Source organism: Jannaschia sp. 2305UL9-9 (assembly GCF_041403465.1).
GTDB lineage: Bacteria > Pseudomonadota > Alphaproteobacteria > Rhodobacterales > Rhodobacteraceae > Jannaschia.
The window spans coordinates 15,023-36,675 of the sequence record NZ_JBGEHM010000004.1 but is presented as its reverse complement, the minus strand read 5'-3'; the positions used below and the strand labels follow the sequence as shown (position 1 = coordinate 36,675).

At 64.7% G+C, this 21,653-nt stretch carries 23 protein-coding genes; 8 read left to right on the top strand and 15 right to left on the bottom strand.

The genetic code is table 11. The annotated features are described in order from the left end of the window. Positions 1-244 precede the first annotated feature (244 nt). The 15 genes from V6N07_RS15165 to V6N07_RS15095 all read right to left on the bottom strand — a co-directional run bounded on the left by V6N07_RS15165 (position 245) and on the right by V6N07_RS15095 (position 14,976). Positions 245-1,453 carry an NAD(P)/FAD-dependent oxidoreductase gene (locus V6N07_RS15165; RefSeq protein ID WP_371157296.1) on the bottom strand — a complete coding sequence of 403 codons (1,209 nt, stop codon included), beginning with the start codon at positions 1,451-1,453 and terminating at the stop codon, positions 245-247. Next, the gene (locus V6N07_RS15160) at positions 1,453-3,141 is read right to left on the bottom strand and encodes a hydantoinase B/oxoprolinase family protein (RefSeq protein WP_371157295.1); all 1,689 of its coding nucleotides are present in this window, start codon (positions 3,139-3,141) and stop codon (positions 1,453-1,455) included. Before V6N07_RS15160 ends, V6N07_RS15165 begins: the two co-directional genes overlap by 1 nt. After that, entirely contained in the window at positions 3,138-5,237 is a 2,100-nt protein-coding gene (locus tag V6N07_RS15155) for a hydantoinase/oxoprolinase family protein (RefSeq protein ID WP_371157293.1), read from the bottom strand. The genes V6N07_RS15160 and V6N07_RS15155 overlap by 4 nt, the downstream gene beginning before the upstream one ends. An 81-nt stretch (positions 5,238-5,318) precedes the next feature. Then, the gene (locus tag V6N07_RS15150; protein WP_371157291.1) at positions 5,319-6,236 is read right to left on the bottom strand and encodes a LysR family transcriptional regulator; all 918 of its coding nucleotides are present in this window, start codon (positions 6,234-6,236) and stop codon (positions 5,319-5,321) included. 185 nt (positions 6,237-6,421) lie between these two features. Beyond that, on the bottom strand, positions 6,422-7,414 hold the full coding sequence (locus V6N07_RS15145; RefSeq protein ID WP_371157289.1) for an ABC transporter substrate-binding protein: 993 nt from the start codon (positions 7,412-7,414) through the stop codon (positions 6,422-6,424). Positions 7,415-7,472: 58 nt separating this feature from the next. After that, positions 7,473-8,390, bottom strand: coding sequence for an ABC transporter permease (locus V6N07_RS15140; protein WP_371157287.1), 918 nt, complete (start codon positions 8,388-8,390; stop codon positions 7,473-7,475). Continuing rightward, entirely contained in the window at positions 8,387-9,376 is a 990-nt protein-coding gene (locus V6N07_RS15135) for an ABC transporter permease (protein WP_371157285.1), read from the bottom strand. Before V6N07_RS15135 ends, V6N07_RS15140 begins: the two co-directional genes overlap by 4 nt. Beyond that, positions 9,373-9,552 carry a hypothetical protein gene (locus V6N07_RS15130; protein ID WP_371157284.1) on the bottom strand — a complete coding sequence of 60 codons (180 nt, stop codon included), beginning with the start codon at positions 9,550-9,552 and terminating at the stop codon, positions 9,373-9,375. Before V6N07_RS15130 ends, V6N07_RS15135 begins: the two co-directional genes overlap by 4 nt. Beyond that, positions 9,549-10,328, bottom strand: a complete 780-nt coding sequence (locus V6N07_RS15125) for an ABC transporter ATP-binding protein (RefSeq protein ID WP_371157282.1) — start codon at positions 10,326-10,328, stop codon at positions 9,549-9,551. Before V6N07_RS15125 ends, V6N07_RS15130 begins: the two co-directional genes overlap by 4 nt. Beyond that, positions 10,321-10,746, bottom strand: a complete 426-nt coding sequence (locus tag V6N07_RS15120; protein ID WP_371157281.1) for a hypothetical protein — start codon at positions 10,744-10,746, stop codon at positions 10,321-10,323. The genes V6N07_RS15125 and V6N07_RS15120 overlap by 8 nt, the downstream gene beginning before the upstream one ends. Before the next feature lie 52 nt (positions 10,747-10,798). Then, positions 10,799-12,262, bottom strand: a complete 1,464-nt coding sequence (hydA, locus tag V6N07_RS15115) for a dihydropyrimidinase (RefSeq protein WP_371157280.1) — start codon at positions 12,260-12,262, stop codon at positions 10,799-10,801. 60 nt (positions 12,263-12,322) lie between these two features. Beyond that, positions 12,323-12,607, bottom strand: coding sequence for a hypothetical protein (locus V6N07_RS15110; RefSeq protein WP_371157279.1), 285 nt, complete (start codon positions 12,605-12,607; stop codon positions 12,323-12,325). Positions 12,608-12,611: 4 nt separating this feature from the next. After that, the gene (locus tag V6N07_RS15105) at positions 12,612-13,352 is read right to left on the bottom strand and encodes a class II aldolase/adducin family protein (protein WP_371157278.1); all 741 of its coding nucleotides are present in this window, start codon (positions 13,350-13,352) and stop codon (positions 12,612-12,614) included. Positions 13,353-13,504: 152 nt separating this feature from the next. Next, positions 13,505-13,726, bottom strand: a complete 222-nt coding sequence (locus tag V6N07_RS15100) for a hypothetical protein (RefSeq protein WP_371157276.1) — start codon at positions 13,724-13,726, stop codon at positions 13,505-13,507. Next, complete coding sequence (locus V6N07_RS15095; RefSeq protein ID WP_371157274.1) at positions 13,723-14,976, bottom strand: Zn-dependent hydrolase; 1,254 nt, start codon at positions 14,974-14,976, stop codon at positions 13,723-13,725. Before V6N07_RS15095 ends, V6N07_RS15100 begins: the two co-directional genes overlap by 4 nt. Before the next feature lie 154 nt (positions 14,977-15,130). Between V6N07_RS15095 and V6N07_RS15090 the strand changes: the two genes are divergently transcribed. From V6N07_RS15090 to rplL, 8 genes are all read left to right on the top strand, one after another. Then, positions 15,131-15,745, top strand: a complete 615-nt coding sequence (locus V6N07_RS15090) for a TetR family transcriptional regulator C-terminal domain-containing protein (RefSeq protein ID WP_371157272.1) — start codon at positions 15,131-15,133, stop codon at positions 15,743-15,745. A gap of 92 nt (positions 15,746-15,837) precedes the next feature. Next, positions 15,838-18,009, top strand: coding sequence for a methyl-accepting chemotaxis protein (locus V6N07_RS15085; protein WP_371157270.1), 2,172 nt, complete (start codon positions 15,838-15,840; stop codon positions 18,007-18,009). An 88-nt stretch (positions 18,010-18,097) separates the two neighbouring features. Next, the gene (gene secE, locus V6N07_RS15080) at positions 18,098-18,292 is read left to right on the top strand and encodes a preprotein translocase subunit SecE (RefSeq protein ID WP_371157268.1); all 195 of its coding nucleotides are present in this window, start codon (positions 18,098-18,100) and stop codon (positions 18,290-18,292) included. Between the two features lie 167 nt (positions 18,293-18,459). Beyond that, a complete protein-coding gene (gene nusG / locus V6N07_RS15075) occupies positions 18,460-18,993 on the top strand; it encodes a transcription termination/antitermination protein NusG (RefSeq protein WP_371157266.1) in 534 nt (177 codons plus the stop codon). A gap of 106 nt (positions 18,994-19,099) precedes the next feature. Beyond that, complete coding sequence (gene rplK, locus V6N07_RS15070) at positions 19,100-19,549, top strand: 50S ribosomal protein L11 (protein ID WP_371157264.1); 450 nt, start codon at positions 19,100-19,102, stop codon at positions 19,547-19,549. Further along, positions 19,549-20,253 carry a 50S ribosomal protein L1 gene (gene rplA / locus V6N07_RS15065; protein ID WP_371157262.1) on the top strand — a complete coding sequence of 235 codons (705 nt, stop codon included), beginning with the start codon at positions 19,549-19,551 and terminating at the stop codon, positions 20,251-20,253. The genes rplK and rplA overlap by 1 nt, the downstream gene beginning before the upstream one ends. 255 nt (positions 20,254-20,508) lie before the next feature. Then, the gene (gene rplJ / locus V6N07_RS15060; RefSeq protein WP_371157261.1) at positions 20,509-21,021 is read left to right on the top strand and encodes a 50S ribosomal protein L10; all 513 of its coding nucleotides are present in this window, start codon (positions 20,509-20,511) and stop codon (positions 21,019-21,021) included. 77 nt (positions 21,022-21,098) lie between these two features. After that, positions 21,099-21,476: a 50S ribosomal protein L7/L12 gene (gene rplL, locus V6N07_RS15055; protein ID WP_371157260.1), complete on the top strand. Its 378-nt coding sequence runs from the start codon at positions 21,099-21,101 to the stop codon at positions 21,474-21,476. Positions 21,477-21,653: the final 177 nt, after the last annotated feature.

Below are 21,653 nucleotides of genomic sequence, written 5' to 3'. Positions count from 1 at the left end.
CAGGCAATCGGATCGTCGTGACAGGTGTTTGCCGGATCGTCGGGCGCCATCGGACCCCGTTCGGCGTAGAATTCAGCAGCCGAGGATTCCCTGCCGTAGCAAGGACGGCAACCATGGTGCTGCACGCGACAGACGCGCGTCCCCCAGCACGGGAAAGTCGCGGATCACCCGGGCAGGTGCGGGCTGGATGATATGCAGGGGGCAGGTCGCAAAACCCGTGCCAGATGGTTGGTGGGGCGCGGGCTTAGATCACCGCCTTTTCGACATAGGGGCGGTTGGCCGGAATGCGGTCATAGGCGAAGGGTGTAAGGTCGAGGCTGCGATAGGCGCCATGGGTGATCCATTCGGCAAGGCCGCGTCCCATCGCAGGAGATTGCTGCAACCCGTGGCCCGAAAACCCGTTTATGAACAGGAAGTTGCCGACCTCCGTATGGGGGCCGAGGATCGCGTTCTGGTCGAAATGGTTGTATTCGTAGTGCCCGGCCCATTCGGCGGTGACGCGGATCGCCTCGAACTGGGGGATGCGCGTGGCGATCTGGGGCCATGCGTGGTCCTGCCAGATCGCGTCCTCCATCGGAAAATGATCGAAGGCGGGCGGCGTGTCGTCATGCGGCTTGCATCCGGCCAGATAGGTGCCGCCGCCGTTTTCGCGCACGTGCACGCCCGACGGATCGATGGTCAGCGGCAGGCGTCGGTCCAGCGGCTTTTCGGCCTTGAAGATCCAAGTGTAGCGCAGCCGCGGCTCTACCGGCAGGTCCGGGATTCCGGCCATAACCGCCGTGACGGCCGCGCGCGGGCCGGTTGCATTGACCAGCATGCCGCAGCCGATCGTTTCGCCCGTGCTCAGGGTGACGCCCGTGACCCGGTCACCGTCGCGACCGATGGCCGTCACCTCGGCCTCGACCCATTCCACGCCCCGTTCCCGCGACTGGCGGCGCCACCAGTCCCCCATGGCGAGGCCGTCGAAGTAGCCTTCGTCGCGGGTGCCGTGGCTGCCCAGCAGGATGCCATCCAGATCGTAGAAGGGGTATTCCGCGGCGATTTCCTCGGGGGACATCAGGCGCGTGCCCGCCCCTGCCGCGCGCTGAATCTCGTAGGAGCTGCGCAGGGTTGCCGCGCCCGTCTCGGTACTGGTCAGATACATGTAGCCATAGTCGTGGATCGGCAGGTCGGGCACGCGCGCATCCCCACCCATCCAGTCGCGCATGTTGCGTACGAACTCCGCTCCGAACTGGCTGATCCGGACATTGATTTCGGTCGAGAACTGCTGCCGGATGCAGCTGTTGGTATGGGTCGTGGTGGCCTTTTCGAAAGTCAGGTCGCGATCCAGCACGAGAACGCGCCCGTCGAACCCCTCGTGCGTCAGCCACCATGCGACCGACGCGCCCATCTGCGCGCCGCCGAGGATGATGACGTCATATGTGCCATGCGCGGGCGTCGTCGCTGTTGCCATCAGATGTCCGTCCCCTTGCGTGCGGCGGCAAGAACCGCATCGACCCTGTCCTGCGGCATGCCATAGACATCCCGCGCCGTCGCCGCGTCGATGTAGCCGCGTGCCAGATCGCGGGCGACGGCATCCCCGTCGCGTGCCGCCGGATCGCCGTAGCCACCGCCACCCGGAAACGCCATGACGACGCGGGCGCCTTCGGGAACATGCTGCTTGCCCTTCACCTGCATCGCCGCGCCGTCGGAACGCCCGATCAGCGTGGCCGCACCGGAGGCCCCGCCGCGGCGGCCACGGGCCGGGTGGTCGCGGCGGTCGAACATCGCCTGCAGGTCGAACTCGTGACCGGGCAGGGTTCCGACCTCCATATGCTGACCCAGCCCCCCCCGACGTTCGCCCGCGCCACCGGATCCTTCGCGCAATTCCTTGCGCCAGATCACCACCGGGCCGGCATGTTCCGTGGCTTCGACCGGCATCGTCATCACGCCGGACGGAAAGGCCGTCGCATTCAGCCCGTCCGCCGTCGGTCGCGCGCCCGAGCCGCCGGAATTGAAGGTCAGCACCTCTGCGCGACGCCCGCCTGCGCCCGTGGGCCGCACAGAAACCTGGAAGTTGCACAGGCACCCGGCCCCCTCGGCGGGGACGAGATCGGGCACGATCTTGTCGAAGGCGTCGAAGACCGTGTCGGGCACGAAATGCCCGACGATATGGCGCAGGGCGACCGGCGCGGGGTGGACGGCGTTGACGATCGTCCCCTCCGGGGCCGTCACCTCGAACGGGGCCAGCGAGGCATGGTTGTTGGGAATGTCCGGCGCGATCGTGACCTTCAACGCATAGCAGGCATAGGCCTTGGTATAGACCAGGGGACAATTGATGCCCTTCGGATCGACGGCGCTGGTTCCATCGAAATCGGTGACGATCCTGTCTTCATGCACGGTCACGGTCGCGCGCAGGGTGATCGGCGTCGCAAAGCCGTCCACCGTCATTTCCCCCATTGCGGTCATGCGGGGCAGGGCTGCGATCCGCTCCAACGTGGCGCGGCGGGATGCGCCAAGGATGAAGTCCGATACCTGTGCCAGGTCGGACAGCGCGAATTCCCGCATGGTTTCGACCAGACGGCGGTGGCCGATCTCGTTGCAGGTGGCCAAGGCATAGAGGTCTCCGACCAGCTGATCGGGTTCGCGCACGTTTGCGCGCACGATCCTGATCAGGGCCGGGTCGACGGTGCCGCGATCGGCGAACCGCATGATCGGCAGGCGCAGCCCTTCCTCGTAGACCGAGGCGGCATCCGCGCCAAAGCCGCGTCCGCCGATATCCACAATATGCGCCGTGCAGGCGAAATAACCGACCAGCCGCCCATCGAGGAACGACGGCGTGACCATCGTGATGTCATGCAGGTGACCGGTGCCCAGCCACGGATCGTTGGTCAGGTAGACATCGCCCTCGGCCATGGTGTCGAGGCCGATGGCCTCGATGAAATGCGCAACCGCATCTGCCATGGCGTTCACGTGACCGGGCGTGCCGGTCACGGCCTGCGCCAGCATCCGCCCCTCGGCATCGTAGACACCCGCGGACAGGTCACCGGCTTCGCGTACGGAGGTGGAAAAAGCGGTCCGCACGAGGGCCTGTGCCTGCTCCTCGACCACCGAGATGAGGCGGGTCCAGATGACCTGGAGAGCTACGTCAGCAACGCTCATGCCGCGTCCTCCGCTTGGGTGTTCGAAAGAATGAGGTCGAGACAGCCATCGGGCTGTCGGATGGCGGTGTAGCCGACGGGTACGATCACCGTCGTCTCGTCCTCGACGATGGCGGCTGGGCCCGCGACGCGCGCACCGGTCGCAATGTCGGCACGGGCGACCTCGTGGGCCTGTGCCTGCGTGCCGAGGCCTGCGTCGAACAGGCGACGGGGAACGCCCTGAACCGCGTGGCCCGCCGGCGCGGCGGCGATCCGGTCCACGGCGTCGGTCGCGGTCGCGGCGTTGACTGCCCAGACCGTGATCTCCACGTCCAGTCCCGCCACCGTGCGCGAGAACAGCCTTGCGTAATCCGCTTCGAACCGCGCAAGGATCGCATCCGCATCGGGGGCAGCCGCAAGATCGGCGTCGAGGGTGATGGGAATTTCCCATCCCTGTCCGACGTAGCGCATGAACAGTTTCACCTCGGTATCGATCCGCGCCTCTGCGTCGCAACTGCGTACGAAGCCGGTCGCCTCCTGCGACAGTTCTGCGAGAAGATGCCGCGCCGCATCAGCATCGAAATCACCCATCCGCATGTAGGCCGAGCGCGTCGCCTCGAAGCTGGCCGGCGCGCGCAGGAACCCGATGGCCGAGCCGACACCCGCACCCTCGGGCACCAGCAGCCGCGAAATACCCAGTTTCTGGGCCAGCCGCCCGGCATGAAGCGGGGCCGCGCCGCCAAAGGCGATCATGGTATAGCCGGACAGATCCTCGCCGTTTTCGACGGCGTGAACGCGGGCCGCGTTTGCCATCGTCTCGTCCACCACTTCGGCCACGCCGTGGGCGGCGGACTCGGCATCCATGCCAAGACGGTCCCCGACATGTGCCGCCAACGCGGCAGCGGAGCGGTCCGGGTAGAGGGGGATCGTCCCGCCGGCAAAGTTCGCAGGGTCCAGCTTGCCCAGCACGAGGTCGGCATCCGTCACGGCGGGACGCTCGCCCCCGCGGCCATAGCAGGCAGGGCCGGGTTCCGACCCTGCGCTTTCCGGGCCGACCTGAATGCGTCCCATGGCGTCGACCGATGCCAGCGATCCGCCGCCGGCCCCGATTTCGACCATGTCGATGACCGGGATCGAGATCGGCATCCCCGATCCCTTCTTGAACCGATAGCTGCGCGCCACTTCGAAGACGCGCGCGGTCTTGGGCGCGCCGTCCCGGATCAGGCAGATCTTGGCCGTCGTGCCCCCCATGTCGAAGCTGAGCACGCGGTCGAGGCCGTGCTGCATCGCGATATGGGCCGCGAACACGGCTCCGCCCGCGGGCCCGCTTTCGACAAGGCGCACCGGATAGGCCGAGGCATCGGCAACCGACATGATGCCCCCGCCCGAATGCATCAGGAACACCGGGCAATCCGCGCCCGCATCGGCCAACCTCTGTTCCAGCCGTCCGAGGTAGGAGGCCATGAGCGGTTTGATATAGGCATTGGCCACGGTCGTGTTGAACCGTTCGTATTCGCGCATCTGGGGCGAGACATCGGACGACAGGGAAACCGACACCTCGGGCAGGCGTTCGGCCAGTACATCGCGCACCAGGCGTTCGTGGATCGGATCGAGGTAGCTGTGCAGCAGGCCGACGGCCACGCTCTGTACCTCCGCCTCGGCGAGGCGGTCGGCAAGCGCCTCCACCTCTGGCCGGTCCAGCGGAATTGCGGTCGCGCCATCCGCCGTCACCCGTTCTGACAGGGTGAAACGCATCTGCCGGGGCAACAGCGGCTCGGGCAGGGTCAGGTTCAGGTCATATTGTTCAAAGCGGCTTTCGGTGCGCATCTCGATCACGTCGCGAAAGCCTTCGGTGGTGATCAGCGCGGTCTTGGCGCCGCGCCGTTCGATCAGCGCGTTGGTTGCCAATGTCGTGCCGTGAATGATCTGCGATATCGCGCCCGGATCGATCCCGGCTGCGGCGCAAACGCGGCCCATCCCCTCCAGTATGGCATTCTCGGGGGCTGCGTAGGTTGTCAGGACCTTGGTGGAATGGCGCTCTCCCCCGGTCGTTTCCAGAACGACGTCCGTGAAGGTTCCGCCAATATCCACGCCCAGCCGGGCTTTCGATCCAGTCATTGTGCCTACTGTCCAGTGTTCTTGAGGTGCCTTCCCGAGAATGAGCACGGGGCCTAGGATCGCGCAAATCGTTTGTTTTCATCAGGGCGATCGGAAATCGCGATCCTCCGCTGCGACTTCCTTGGCGATCTTTACGCTGTGCAGGACGACCGGTGTTGCGCGGTCGGGGGCAAACCGGGCCAGCACGTTCAGCGGGGAAGGTGACCAGTCCGGATGGATCTGTTGCAGCGCGCCTTGCGCGACGGAGCCACGGGCCATGGCCAGCGGGATCAGCGCGACACCCATGCCGTCCTCGGCCATTTGCAGGCAGGATGCGCCACTGGATGAACAGACGATCCGGTGCGTCGGCAACCCCTCACGCGCGCAGACCGCCAACAGGTCCTGCACCGCGGTCGTATGTCGCGAATGCGTCAGGATCGAATGCGGCATCAGGTCGGCCAACGAAGGGGAGGGGGCAAGCGCCTTTGCGATGTCGGGCGGGGCGAACCATGCGAATGGTTCGAGGCCAAGGTCATGGTCGCCCGGCCCGGATGCCGGTTCCGCGCCCGCCATCAGGATCAGATCGCATTCCCCGTCCCGCAAGCGGCGGGCGATTTCGATCGACAGGTCGATGCCAAGCTCGACATCGACCGAAGGGTACACCGCACGGAAGCGGCGCAGGAACGCGCGCAACCATGTGGCCGCGACCAGTTCCGTCGTGCCCAGCCTCAGCCGTCCTCCAATCGCATCGCGGCGGCCGGCGGCCTCCAGCAAGGCATCGGCGGCGCCCAGAACCGCCCGTGCCTTGACGAGCAGCACCTCGCCCCGTTCCGTGAGGCGCACGGAGCCAGCGTTGCGATGCATCAGGCGAACGCCGAGCAATGCTTCGAGCGCGGCGATCCGGCCTGAGACATTCGATTGCGTCGTGGCCAGAAGCTCGGCTGCACGCCGGAACGAGCCGGCATCGTTGACGGCCGCGAAGGCTTCGAGCTGTTTGAGGGTGAGGCGGCTGATGTTCATGTCTGCGGCCCCGTTGCCGTTCGTTTGGGACGTTCAGCACGGTCCGATTGCCGCGTGCGGCCGGACGGCGGCGCCCCGCAATCCATGCGATGTTGTGATCAGTGGATATGTCCGCCAAGCCACGGAGCATGGCGCGTCGTTGGCCGCGGGATGCCAGCCCGGCACCCCGCGGCCACTGTCATCACCTAGTTGAGCGCGGCGTCGGTGATCACGGAGGTCCAGGCACCCTCGGGCTGTGCCGTGATGACCGGGTCGGAGCCACCTGCCAGCAGGGTGTCGACCGTCCGCTGGAAGTCGGCCTCATCCAGAGACCCGTCGGAGCCTGCGGTCAGCTTGGCGATCTCGCCCATCATGCGGACCTGATGCGCTTCCGACTGTGCGCCTGTCTCATCGTTCTCGAGCACGATCTCGGCGGCCTCTTCGGGGTTCGCCTCGGCGTATTTCCAGCCCTCCATCGAGGCGCGGACAAAGCGGGTCATCTTGTCGACGAACACCGGATCTTCGAGGTTCTCTTCGAGGACGTAGATCCCGTCTTCGAGGGTCGCGACGCCCATGTCCTCGTACTTGAAGGTCACCAGTTCATCCTCGGAGACGCCCGCGTCCAGAACCTGACCGTATTCGTTGTAGGTCATGGTCGAGATGCAATCGGCTTGCCGCTGCAACAATGGATCGACGTTGAAACCCTGTTTGAGAACCGTGACGCCATCTTCGCCACCGTCGGTGGAAATGCCTTCCTGGCTCATCCATGACAGGAACGGATACTCGTTGCCGAAGAACCAGACGCCGATCGTCTTGCCCTTGAAGTCCTGCGGACCCTCGATGCCGGTATCCTTCCAGCAGGTCAGCATCAGGCCGGAGGTCTTGAACGGCTGCGCGATGTTAACGACCGGCAGGCCCTTTTCGCGTGCGGACAAGGCCGAGGGCATCCAGTTCAGCATGGCGTCCGCGCCACCACCGGCCAGAACCTGCGGCGGAGCGATGTCGGGGCCACCGGGCAGGATGGTAACGTCGAGATCCTCGGCTTCGTAGAAACCCTTGTCGAGGGCGACGTAGTAGCCCGCGAATTGTGCCTGGGTGACCCACTGAAGTTGCAGGGTGACGGTGTTGGCGTGACCATCGGCAAATGCGCCGCCGGTCATGGCCAGCGCGAGGGCGGCGGAGGTGATCAGGGATTTCATCTGTGTCTCTCTGTTGTTGTGGGTCCGGCGGTGCCGTCCCGGTGGGTGCGGCGCGGGTTCAGGCCCGTGCTCTTTGCGAAGGATGCCAGAAGGTCAGCCGTTTCTCCAACAGCGCAATTGCACCGTAGGACAGACTGCCCGCCACGGCAGCGACAAAGATGGAGGCCCAGACCATCGGCAGGTTCAAGCGCCCGACCTCGGTCGAGATGCGGAAGCCCATGCCTATCGTCGGACTGCCGAAGAATTCGGCGACGATGGCGCCGATCAGGGCAAGGGTCGTTGCAATCTTCAGGCCGTTGAAGATGAACGGAAGGGCGGCCTGAAACTTGAGGTAGCGCAGCTCCTGACCGCTGCTGGCGCCATAGGTCCGCATCAGGTCGCGTTGCATCGGTGATGTATCCGCAAGCCCCGCGACGGTGTTGATCAGCACCGGAAAGAACACCATCACGACGACGACGGCGGCCTTGCTTTCCCACCCGAAGCCGAACCACATCACGAGGATCGGCGCGGTGCCGACGATGGGCAGGGCGGCGACGAAGTTGCCCACCGGCAGCAGGCCGCGGCGCAGAAAGTCCGAGCGCGCAACCAGAAGAGCCGTGGCGATGCCGGCAGACGCGCCGATGATCCAGCCGGACAGCGCACCCTTGAGCACCGTCTGGACGAAATCGCCCCAGAGGATCGGCAGGTTCCGGACCACGGCGCCCGCGATCAGGCTGGGCGCGGGAAGGATCACCGTAGGCACGTCATAGAGACGGACCGTCAATTCCCACAGCATCAGAAGGGTCACACCGAACAGGATCGGCGCGGCCCAGTGCCCGATGCGGGACCGGGCCAATGCCGCGTTCGCGACCCATAGGGCGATCCATGCGGCGAAGATCGCGAGCGCCTTGAGTGCGCCTGTCGCCACGAGGAGGAGCGCCACCAATGCCGTCAGGGCGAGGCGCCATCCCGCGCCGTTGATCGTGCGCGCGCTCATCGGGTCAACCCCATGCGGCGCAGGGTGACGCGTTCGATCAGGGCGATGACCATGACCAGCAGGCCCGCAACGATGGCCGCCGCGAACAGGGCCGACCAGATCTGCACCGTCTGGCCATAGTAGCTGCCGGCCAGCAGGCGCGCGCCAAGGCCACGGACGGCCCCGGTGGGCAATTCGCCAATGATGGCCCCCACAAGGGCGGCGGCGACGGCGATCTTGAGCGACGCGAAGAGGTAGGGCAGCGAATTAGGTAAGCGAAGGCTGACCAATGTGCGCATGGCCGAGGCGTTCCATGTCCGCATCAGGTCGAGGTCCGCGGCCGAGGGCGCGCGCAGGCCCTTCACCATGCCCACCGTCACCGGAAAGAACGACAGGTAGGCGGAGATGATCGCCTTGGGGATCAGCCCTTGTACCCCGACGGAGTTCAGGACGACGATTATCATCGGGGCAATCGCAAGGATCGGGATCGTCTGCGAGGCGATGGCCCAGGGCATGACGCTCAGGTCCATCACCCGGCTGTGCACGATGCCGATGGCCAGAGCGACCCCCGCGAGGGACCCGATGAGAAAGCCGAGCAGGGTCGGTCCAAGGGTGATGCCCGCATGGAACACGAGACTGCGTTTGGAGGTGATCTTCTTGCCGACCGTCGTGTCCCAAAGCTCTGCCACGACCTGATGCGGGGCAGGCAGGCGGGGACGATCCTGCACATAGGCCCCGGCAAGGGCGGGGCCGGGGTTGGCGACCGCGATGGCAAGGCCCGCCATGTCGCGCCTCTCGGCTGCTGTCGGTGGGGTGATGGTCGCGCCCGCGCGCTCTGCCTCCAGCACGGATTGCTGCGCGTTCATGGGAATGCAGGCGGCATACCACAGGGCGATAATCGTCAGGGTGACGACGACGACAGGCAGAAGGTGACCGGTCACGGACCGCAGGCTGCGCCCGATGCCAGCGCCGGGGGCGCTTGCGGGGGCTTCGGTTGCGGCCGTCATGGCCGCTGCCTCAGGCGTTGAATGATGCGCACCGCGGACAACAGGATCACGAACAGCGCCACGGCATCCAGAATGCGTTTGTAGGGGATGTCGGCGAAGTCGGCCGAAAAGATGAACCACAGGGCGATGACGATCCCGAGGATATCGCCCAGGGATTTGCCCAGAACGGCGATCATGCGGCCTCCATCCCGTCCCGCAGGCCTTCGCGCACACGGTGCGCCACGGCAAGGAATTCGGGCGTGTCGCGGATGTCGAGGGGGCGGTCCCGCGGCAGGGGACTGTCGATGATGTCGGTGATCCGCCCCGGACGGGGGGACATGACGACGATCTTGGTCGACAGGAAGACGGCCTCGGGGATCGAATGGGTGACGAAGAGGGTCGTCTTGTTGGTGCGTTTCCACAGCGCAAGCAGTTCTTCGTTCAGGCGGTCGCGGACGATTTCGTCCAGCGCGCCGAAGGGTTCGTCCATCAACAGGATCGGTGCGTCGAAGGCGAGGGCACGCGCGATGGAGGCGCGTTGCTGCATTCCGCCCGACAACTGCCACGGATACTTGTTGGCGAACTGATCGAGTTCGACGAGGGCGAGGACATCCTGCATCCGCTGCGCACGGTCCGCCTTGGAGTATCCCATTATCTCCAGCGGCAGGGTGACATTCCTGCCGATGGTGCGCCAAGGATAAAGGCCCGCAGCCTGAAAGACGTAGCCATAGGCGCGCGCGCGGCGCGCCTCGTCCGGGGTCATCCCATTGATGCTGAGGGTGCCGCCAGTGGGGGTCTCAAGCGCCGCGACACAGCGCAGGAACGTCGTCTTGCCACAGCCCGAGGGGCCGATAAAGGAGACGAACTCGCCTTCGTTCACGTCGAGGGAGACATCGGACAGGGCATGGACGGGGCCGTCACCGGTCTGGAAGGTGAGGTCGAGGGAATGGGCGGAAATGACGGGGTCAGGCATCGAATATCCTTCGGTGAGGCAGCAGGGCCCAGATCACGGCAAGCGCGATGCCCCCGCCGATCTGGAGCGCCCAGCGCAGGACGCTGAATCCGTCCCGCTGCGCCAAGGCAAGCTCGACGATCGTGGCGGCGGGGACCAAGAAGGCGAGGGTGGCCGCTGCGCCCGCGACGATGCGGCCGCGCGGGTGCAGAGCCGCTAAGACGCGCCGAACCACTGGCGCCCCGGCAAGGGCGAAGACGAGGGCGAAGGGCGTCGCAACAGGCAGCAGCCAGTAGAGAGACGTGACCACCTTCCAGACTGCGCCCGCGAAGGTATCGGCCTCTGCCCTGGTCAGGAGGAAATAGACCAGAACGGCGTTGCCGTAGGTCAGGAGGGCGAGCCGCAAGTGGAGCGCGCGGTCGTACGGCGCGCGCCTCATGCGAACACCCGTGACCGGGCAGCCGCGGTCCACGCCGGGTTTGCGTATCCCATCAGACCCCCGCCGGGATGTTCATCGGATCACGCTCGATCTTGCGGGGCGTGTTCAGGGCCTTCCACTTCGACAGCGCCTTGGACGGCGACGCCATGGGCGGGCGTGACACGAAACGGCCGCGTCCCGGCTGCGGCTGGCTGTTCTGGCCGTGGGCCCAGATGACTTCGCCGCGCGACAGGGTGAACCGGGGCGCGGCTTTCAGCTCCATGCCCTCGAACACGTTGTAGTCGATGATCGACTTCTGGGTGCTGACCGACACGGTGCGGTGGATCGACGGATCCCAGACCACCAGATCGGCGTGGCCGCCGCGCATGATGCCGCCCTTCATCGGATAGATGTTCAGGATCTTGGCAATGTTGGTGGAGGTGGTGGCGACGAATTCCTCGGGCGTCAGGCGACCCGTTTCGACGCCCTTGGTCCAGAGCATCGACATGCGTTCCTCAAGTCCCCCGGTGCCGTTGGGGATCAGGGTGAAATTGTCGAGGCCCATGCGCTTCTGCTCATCCGAGAAGGCGGCGTGGTCGGTGGCGACGACCTGGAGCGAGCCGGAAGACAGGCCCGCCCAGAGGCTGTCCTGATGCATCTTGTTGCGGAAGGGCGGGGACATGACGCGGCGCGCGGCGTATTGCCAATCCTTGTTGAAATACTCGGATTCGTCCAGCGTCAGGTGCTGGATCAGCGGCTCGCCGTAGACGCGCATTCCCTTTTGGCGGGCCCGCCGGATCGCCTCGTGCGCCTGTTCGCAAGAGACGTGGACGATGTAGAGGGGGCAGCCTGCCGCATCGGCGATCATGATGGCGCGGTTGGCGGCCTCGCCCTCCACCTCGGGAGGGCGGGAATAGGCGTGACCCTCCGGCCCGGTGATGCCGTCGGCCAGCAGCTTCTCCTGCATGGCCTGCACGATGTCGCCGTTTTCGGCATGGACCAGGGGCAGGGCGCCCAGTTCGGCGCAGCGGCGGAAGGAGGCGAACATCTCGTCATCCTCCACCATCAAGGCGCCCTTGTAGGCCATGAAGTGCTTGAAGGTGTTGATGCCGCGGTCGCGGACCACGGCCTCCATCTCGTTGAAGATGCCCTCGTTCCAGCCGGTGATGGCCATGTGGTAGGAGATGTCGGTGCAGATCTGGTCCTTGGACTTGGCGTCCCAGGCATCGATCGCGTTGAGCAGGCTGCCATCCTCGCCGGGCAGGCAGAAGTCGACCAGCATCGTGGTTCCGCCCGCGGCGGCCGCAAAGGTGCCGGATTCGAAGGTTTCCGCGGCCGTCGTGCCCATGAAGGGCATTTCCAGATGCGTATGCGGGTCGATGCCGCCGGGGATGACATAGGCGTCGGTGGCGTCGATCACCTCGTCTGCGGTCAGGTTCTCACCGATCTGGGCGATATGTTCCCCCTCGATCAGGACGTCTGCCTTCCATTGCAGGTCGGCGGTGACGATGGTGCCGTTCTTGATGACCTTGGACATGGGGCGGTCTCCTTGGTGAGGGCGAGGTGCGGCGCGGCGCCGGTTGGGAATGGGGCGGCGTCAGATGCAGTACTGCGTGCCGCGTGGGTTGAGGACGGGATAGACGACCCCGCCGGAGGCGTAGCCGTAGCAATTGTCGCGCACCCGGACGTCGGATTCGATGACACCGCGTGGCAGCAGGCTGCGCACGGCGAAGGGCACGGGGGCGTCGGTCTGTAGGTACAATTCCGGGCTCGCGACGGGGTTGCGCAGCGAAGCGGCACAGCCCGCAGCCATCAATACGGACAGCCCGATGCAAAGCAGGGCAACGCGGTGATGGGCGCGCGACAGGGTGGGGGGGATCATCGGGTCACTCCGCATAGTCGGGTTGTTCGTCGTCGAGGATACACTTCATTTCCGCGAAATGCGCCACCTCGGCATCCTTGTAGACAGCCCACCCTGCGGCCGTCTCCTCGGCCAAGGCATCATCCATGACGGCGAGGTCGCGCCCTGTCGACAGGGCCAGAACCATGGTGCGGGCTGCCCGCTCCAGATGATACATCGCATCCCATGCTTCCGCGACGCTGCGCCCGAGGACGGTAACCCCGTGGTTTCCCATCATCACCGCGTCGTGGTTGCCGATCGCTTGCGCGATCCTCGCGCCTTCCTCGGCCTCGTGGGCGATGCCGCCGAAATCGCGGTCATAGGCCAGGCGGTTGTGCCACCGTGCGGTGACCTGATCGATGGGCAGGATGCGCGGGTCGCGAAGTCCTGCGAGCGCCGTGGCATAGGGCGGGTGCAGGTGCAGGGCGACACGCGCCTGCGGCAGATCGCGGTGCAGCGCGGAATGGATGGCCCAGGCCGACGGGTCGGGGGCGTCCGGTCGGTCCATCGTCGTGGGGTCATCCGCGTCCACCTCGATCAGGTCGGACGCCCGGACGCGGCTGAAATGCTTCCAGCGCGGATTGACGAGGAACTGCCGTCCATCTTCGGACGTGGCGGCGGAAAAGTGGTTGGCGACGCCTTCGTGCCACCCTTCGCGGGCCGCAAGCCTGAGGACGGCGGCAAGATCGATGCGCAGCTGGGTGATGGTGTCCGGTCGGGTCAGCACTGGTTTATCCGTCCTTTGGTCAAGATGATCCGGCAAGAAGGTTGCACATCAACGCGCGGCTTCTGCCACAAGGGGGGGCGTATCGATCGCCGTCTTCAGGATTGCATGGCGGCGACCCTCATAGCGTTGCCCATTGCAGTCCCGAACGACGGTCACGGCGAAATCCCTTTCGTGCCAAGCACGATGAAACGGACCGCCCAGCCTATGGCGAATGGCAGCGGCGCGAAGAGATATCCGACGCCGACATATTCCATGAACCTTGCAAAGCTGTAGTACGGCCAGCCTTCTACCGTCCCGTATATGCAGAACGCCAGGAACAGGACGGAGCCGAGCATGCCGACCCAGTAGAGGACCGTGATGGCCCGTTCCTTCACGCCACCACCTCTGCCGTTTCCAGCACGGCATGCAACAGGACGTCTGCCCCGGCACGGGCCCAGTCCTTCGTGATGTCTTCCGCCTCGTTGTGGGACAGGCCGTCCACACAGGGACACATGATCATGGCCGTCGGCGCGACGGCGGCGATCCAGCAGGCGTCGTGTCCCGCGCCCGAAATGATGTCCATATGGCTGTAACCCAGCCGCTCGGCTGCGCCACGCACCGCGGTGACGCAACTCTCGTCGAAGGTGACGGGGTCGAAGCCGCCGACCTTCTCGAACGCGACCTCGAGGCCCATTTCATCGGCAATCCGTGTGGCCGCCGCATGCAGCCGGGCCTCCATCTCTTCGATCACCTTGATGTCGGGGGAACGGAAATCGACGGTGAACACCGCCTTGCTGGGGATCACGTTGCGGGAATTCGGGTAGATATCGATATGCCCCGCCGCGCCGACGGCATGCGGTGCATGGGACAGGGCAATGGCGTCCACCTCCTCGAGGATGCGGGCCATGCCAAGACCGGCGTTCCGGCGCATCGGCATGGGGGTGGACCCGGTATGCGCCTCGCGACCCGTGACGGTCACCTGCGTCCACGACAGGCCCTGACCATGCGTGACGACGCCGATGTCCTTCTCCTTTGCCTCGAGGATCGGTCCCTGCTCGATATGCAGCTCGAACATGGCGTGCATCTTGCGCGCGCCGACCTCCTCGTCTCCGCGCCATCCGATCCGGTCGAGTTCGTCGCCGAAACGCTTGCCCTCCGCGTCCGTCCGGTCCTCGGCCCATTGCTGCGTGTGGATACCGGCGAACACGCCGGACGCCAGCATCGCGGGGGCGAACCGCGTGCCTTCCTCGTTGGTCCAGTTGGACAGGACGATCGGATGCTTCGTCTTGATGTTTAGGTCGTTGAGCGTGCGGATCAGTTCCAGCCCGCCCAGCACCCCCAGAACGCCGTCGTATTTGCCGCCCGTCGGCTGGGTATCCAGATGGGATCCGACATAGACGGGCAGGGCATCCGGATCGGCGCCCGCGCGCGTGGCGAACATGTTGCCGATGCGGTCGACGCCCATCGTCATCCCGGCCGCTTCGCACCAGCTCTGGAACAGGGCGCGCCCTTCCGCGTCGGCATCCGTCAGGGCTTGACGGTTGTTCCCGCCGGCAACGCCGGGGCCGATCTTAGCCATCTCCATCAGGCTGTCCCAAAGGCGGTCGGGGTCGATACGCATGTTCTGTCCCGCTGTCGTCGCCATCTTCCGTTCCCCCGTCCAAAGATTTGACCGTCTGGTCAAAGCGACGCTATCACGGGGCAGCGATCAGTCAACCGGCGCTCCTCTCCCCGAGTGATCGGACAGCGTCTGCTGAGAAATTTGGCAGAATGCTGCAGTAGTCGCCCGAGGAGCGCGCATGCCCGACGACGCCGGACCGACCCGAATCCAAGCCCGCAACCGGGCCCGCATCCTCGAAGCCGGCCTCGATGTCTTTTCGACGGATGGATTCCGGGGGGCAACCTTGGATGCGATTGCCGGCGCGTCCGGTCTGTCGAAACCCAACCTGCTCTACTACTTCTCCTCCAAGGAGGCGATATACCTCGCATTGCTCGACAGCCTCCTTCAGACATGGCTCGACCCGCTGCGCGCGCTCGACCCCCATGGGGACCCGGTCGAGGAGATACTGGCCTATGTCCGTCGCAAGCTGACCCTCGCACGCGACTTTCCCCGTGAAAGCCGCCTGTTTGCCGGAGAGATCCTGCGCGGCGCGCCGCAGATCGAACATGCCCTTGCCGGCGATCTGAGGGACCTTGTCGATTCCCATGCCATCATCCTGTCGGAATGGATGCGCGCCGGTCGGATCGCACGGTCCGATCCCCATCACCTGATCTTCTCCATCTGGGCGTTGACGCAACACTACGCGGATTTCGACGTTCAGGTCCGCGCGGTCCTCGGGGACGAAAGGGACGCATGGGCCGAGGCCGCGACAGAGGTGGAGCAGCATTTCCGCCGCGTCCTGCGGCCGGACTAGCCGCGCATGACTTCGGGTCGCAGGCGTCGATCACGAAAGGAATTCTTCAGGTTTGAGGCTTAGCGCTGTCGTCACATGCAGGAGTGACGGTTATGGCCAGCGACCTTCCAACCCTTACAGGACCCGTCGAGGATGCGCAGGGCCCGGACCCCGACATTTCGCGGGCGGATGGCGCCAGAATTGCACCGGTCTGGAGGTCACTGGCGTTTCGGTGCGCCGCCGGAATCTGTGGTGTCCTCATCCTCGGTTTCGCCGTCATGCATTGGTTTGCGGCACGCAGCATCGATGCGGGGCTGTCGCAGCAGTTCGAGATCATGATCCGCGGTGACGGGGAATTGCTTGCCGATCAGCTGTCAGAGGTGCTTCTTGCCGGGGACATGGCGGCCGCAGAAGATCTGGCGCGCGCCAGGGTCGACGCGCAGCACAATCAGATTGCGGGCATCCGCGTCGTTACTGCCGATGGTCGCCTGCTGATGGAGGCTTTTGCAGACACCGCCGATAAGCCGGTGTTTCCAGCAGTCGCGTCGAACGGATCAACACAGCAGGTTTCCGTCACCCGTCTTGGCGAGACATCCGTCGCGGTGTTTCCGGTTTCCGATGGCACGGGGCAACCGTCGCTTTCGGTCCAGGTTGCGTATTCGCGGGCGATGGTGGCGGCATCCCGCGGCAACATCCTGGGCGCCCTGTTCTGGACGGAACTGCTCCTGCTGATCGCAGGCTGCGCCACGGTCATCCTGCAAGTTCACCTGCACGTGGTGCGCCCTGTCTCGAAGATGACGGAGGCCATGCAGGATATCGCAGAGGACCGATTGGAGGGGGCGCTTCCAAAGGCGCATACGACGGAGATCGACAGGATCAGGCATGCGTTGGAGATCATCCGCGTAAGCGTCGCATCCCGGCATGCGGCCGAGGAGCGGAGCCGGCGTGCCGAAGCGGAGAGGGCCGGCCTCGAGGCGGAGAAACGCCTTGCCGTCGAAAAGGAGCGGCAGGCAGAGGTCGCCCGGGCAGATGCACGACACGCGGCATCCACCTTGCGTTTCGAGGAGCAGGCCAAGCTGCAGGATGATCTGCACAGGCTTGTCTCGGCGGCCTCGGACGGAGATTTCGCGGTCCGCATGGACGAGACGCATGTCGCCGAAGATCAGGTCGCGCTGAGACAGATGCTAAACAGTCTGTTCGGCAAGATCGAGCAGGGTTTCGCGGATGTGATCGATCTGACCGCCGAGCTGGCCGAGGGCCGTCTCTACGCACGGATGGAGGGCGAGCGCAGCGGCGTTTTCGCCTTGCTGCAGGAAGCGATGAACCGGGTCGCGTGCAATACGCAGGAAGCGTTCGAAGACCTGTATCGCAACGCGTCCGAGGTGATGGAGGAAACCAGCGACCTGTCGGCCTCGGCCGAGGAATTGTCGAAACGGACGGAGCGGACGGCGGGGTCGCTGGCCGAAACGACAGGCGCGGTCGAGCAGATCACAGGTGCGATCGGTGCAACGGCGAAACTTGCCCAGGACGCGAAGGGCTTTACGGAATCGGCGCGGGAAGACGCACGGCAGAGCGATGAGGTTGTCCAGAAGGCCATCGAGAGCATGCGCGAGATTCAGGCCGCCTCCGACGAGATCTCGCATACCCTTGGCGTCATCAACGATATCGCGTTCCAGACCAACCTTCTGGCCCTGAATGCCGGTGTGGAGGCCGCACGCGCCGGCGAGGCAGGGCGGGGGTTTGCGGTCGTCGCCTCCGAGGTGCGGGCCCTTGCCCAGCGTGCATCGGACGCGGCCCAGCAGATCGGTGTCCTGATCACACGGAGTTCTGACCAGATCAGTCTCGGCGTCCAGCGCGTTGCGCGGACGGGCGATACCCTTGTCACCCTGGGCGAGCGGATCGACCGGATCGGAGACCAGGTCGCAGAGATTGCCCAATCGGCCGACGATCAGTCCGGATCGGTGGCGGAAATCAATCGCGCCATGGGCGAGATCGATACGGCAACGCAGCAGAACACCGCCATGTTCGAGGAGATGTCGACAGCAAACCTGTCCCTCAAGGAAGCGGCCTCGCAGATATTGTCACAGATCGAACGCTTCGATCGCCATCCCGGGGTCGACCGGGCGATCAGCGGTGCCGCAGGCGTTCCGCGCAAACCCGTGGCGCGACAGCCGGTGGTTCCGCCGCGGGAGTACGGCGTCCTGACCGCGGATGCCGAAGAGGTGCGCAAATGGGATCTGGCGCTGTCATCATCCGCACCGCTGCCGTCACGATCGGCATCCTGAAGGTATTCCGTGCCAAGCAGCCGACAGCATGCTTGCGCTTTGCCGCATCTCGCCATATCTGCGGCGGACGTAGCGAGAGGAACATGCCGTGGCAAAGACCAACCCGGTCCAATTCGTGCAGCAGACCCGAGCCGAGATCGGAAAGATCGTCTGGCCCGGACGTCGTGAGGTCGTCCTCACGACGGTGATGGTGTTTCTTCTCGCAATCGTCGCGGCGACATTCTTCTTCTTTGTGGATCTGATCATCCGCACGGGCCTGACGGAAGTTCTCGCCTATTTCTGACCGACCGGATCGCAGGCCTTGTGCCTTCTGTCCTGCGGGGGTATGGGGTCGCGACTTGATCACAGAGCTGGCGCACATTGATTCGGATGTGCGCCGTTTCACGTTTTAAAGACGGGTTCTCGGCGCGATCAGGCGGACGGAACGCAAGGCAAGGGCGGACGAGGTAGATGGCGAAGCGATGGTATTCAGTCAGCGTGCTGTCCAACTTCGAGAAGCGGGTCGCGGAGCATATCCGCACCGCTGTTGAGGAGCAGGGCCTCGAGGATCAGATCGAAGAGGTTCTGGTCCCGACCGAAGAGGTTTTGGAAGTGCGTCGCGGCAAGAAGGTGACCTCCGAGCGTCGTTTCATGCCCGGTTATGTCCTTGTCCGCATGGAAATGTCCGACGAGGGGTATCACCTCGTCAACTCGATCAACCGGGTTACCGGTTTCCTTGGTCCGCAGGGTCGGCCGATGCCGATGCGCGACGCCGAGGTGAACCAGATCCTGAACCGCGTTCAGGAAGGCGAGGAAACGCCGCGCAGCCTGATCACCTTCGATGTGGGTGAGGACGTCAACGTGACGGACGGGCCGTTCGAGGGGTTTGCTGGTCAGGTCGAGGAAGTCGACGACGAGGCGCAGAGCCTGAAGGTAAGCGTGTCGATCTTTGGGCGTGCGACGCCGGTGGAATTGAAATTTACGCAGGTCAGCAAGGCCGCGTAAGTCGGACGTGGGAGGCAGCGCCGAGGCGTCGTCGAACCACGGCAGAACGTCCCGCAAGGGGCACATGTAGGGCGGGAATTCCCCGCCGCCGTAAAGGAGAAAGCCAATGGCGAAGAAGCTCGTCGGCAAGATGAAGCTGCAGATCCCTGCAGGCAAGGCCAACCCGTCGCCCCCCGTGGGCCCGGCGCTGGGTCAGCGCGGGATCAACATCATGGAATTCTGCAAGGCGTTCAACGCCAAGACGCAGGAGATGGAGGCCGGTGCGCCGTGCCCGACCGTGATTTCCTACTACCAGGACAAGTCCTTCACGATGGAAATCAAGACGCCGCCCGCGTCTTATTACCTCAAGAAGGCTGCTGGTCTGAAGCCCGTCGGCAAGCGCAACCGCCCCAAGGGCGCGGTTCTGCCGGGTCGCGAAACCGTCGCGACGGTCACCGTCAAGCAGGTGCGTGAGATCGCCGAAGCGAAGATGAAGGACCTGTCGGCAAACGACGTCGAAGCGGCAATGAAGATCATCGTGGGGTCCGCGAACTCCATGGGCATCGAGGTGAAGTGATGGCAAAACTCGGTAAGCGCGCAAAAGCGGCCCGCGAGGCATTCGCCGGCAAGGAAAACATCTCGGTCGAGGAAGCCGTTGCTCTGGTCAAGAACAACGCCAAGACGAAGTTCGACGAGACTGTCGAGATCGCCATGAACCTTGGTGTTGACCCGCGTCACGCAGACCAGATGGTCCGCGGTGTGGTCAGCCTGCCGAACGGCACCGGCAAGACGGTCCGCGTGGCCGTGTTCGCCCGTGGTGCCAAGGCCGAGGAAGCACAGGCCGCAGGTGCCGACATCGTCGGTGCCGAGGACCTGATGGAGACGGTTCAGTCGGGCAAGATCGATTTCGATCGCTGCATCGCGACCCCTGACATGATGCCGATCGTCGGTCGTCTGGGCAAGGTGCTGGGCCCCCGGAACCTGATGCCGAACCCGAAGGTCGGCACGGTGACCATGGACGTCAAGGAGGCCGTCGAGGCCGCCAAGGGCGGACAGGTTCAGTTCAAGGCCGAGAAGAACGGCGTCGTGCATGCGGGTATCGGCAAGGTTTCGTTCGACGAGGCCAAGCTGACCGAAAACCTGAAGGCTTTCGTCGACGCGGTCTCCAAGGCTAAGCCGGCGGGTGCCAAGGGCTCCTACATGAAGAAGATTTCGCTCAGCTCCTCCATGGGGCCGGGCGTGTCGGTAAGCGTCGATAGCGCGACCGGCAACGAGGCGTAAGCTTCGACGCATCTGGTCCGTGCCTGACGGCGCGGGCCGGTCGGCGGGGTGGCGACACCCCGTTCTGTCCGAGACGGAGGGTAGGGGGCGACCCTGTTAAATCCTTCCCGAGATGGGACCCGAAAGAGATTTCCGACCTGGTCGGGCGATCTGGACGGGGCCCGTAAGGACCCTGAGAGGGATGGTAAGGCCCATCCTAAATGAGCTGGGGGAAACCCCATCCGCGAGGTAACTTGCGGTTATTGGAGAGAAACTGTGGATAGAGCCCAGAAAGAGAAATTGGTCGACGAACTCGGCCAGATCTTCGAAAGCTCTGGCGTCGTAGTGGTCAGCCACTACGAGGGTATGACAGTTGCCGAAATGCAGGACCTGCGCGCACGCATGCGTGAAGCGGGCGGGTCTGTACGCGTTGCCAAGAACAAGCTCGCCAAGATCGCCCTGCAAGGCAAGCCGGTGGAAAGCATCACCGACTACCTGACGGGCATGACCGTACTCGCCTATTCCGAAGATCCCGTCGCTGCGGCGAAGGTGGTCGACGCATATGCCAAGGAAAACCAGAAGCTGGTGATCCTGGGCGGTGCGATGGGCGAGAACGCGTTGGACGTCGACGGTGTGAAGGCCGTTGCTCAGATGCCGAGCCGCGAGGAGCTTATTGCCTCCATCGTGGGTTGCATCGGTGCACCTGCTTCCAACATCGCCGGGGCCATTGGCGCGCCTGCTTCCAACATCGCCAGCATTCTTTCGACCATCGAAGAGAAAGCTGCCTGAGGCAAAACCTGTCATCCCTCGTCGTGGTCTTGAATGGCACGACACCGGAACACATCTAAACGAACGGAAATCGAAAAATGGCTGATCTGAAAGCACTCGCCGAAAGCATCGTCAACCTGACCCTGCTGGAAGCCCAAGAACTGAAAACCATCCTCAAGGACGAGTATGGCATCGAGCCCGCCGCTGGCGGCGCGGTCATGATGGCCGGTCCCGCTGGCGACGCCGGCGCGGCTGCTGAAGAGCAGACCGAATTCGACGTCATCCTGAAGTCGGCCGGCGCCTCCAAGATCAACGTGATCAAGGAAGTCCGCGGCATCACGGGTCTCGGCCTGAAGGAAGCCAAGGACCTGGTCGAAGCCGGCGGCAAGCCCGTCAAGGAAGGCGTCGACAAGGCCGAAGCAGAAGAGATCAAGGCCAAGCTGGAAGCAGCCGGCGCCGAAGTCGAACTGAAGTGATCGGACGGCGGTTGGCTTTGCCCCACCGCTACTGACACCAAGATTGGGTGGGATCGGGCAATCCGGTCCCACCCTCTCCTGTCTCGAAAAGCCGCGCATGGCGGTTTTTCCGGTCAGGAGGATGGAACGGGGGCGTGTCCGTGGGACGATGCGCCAGATGGTTCCGACCTCAACGAC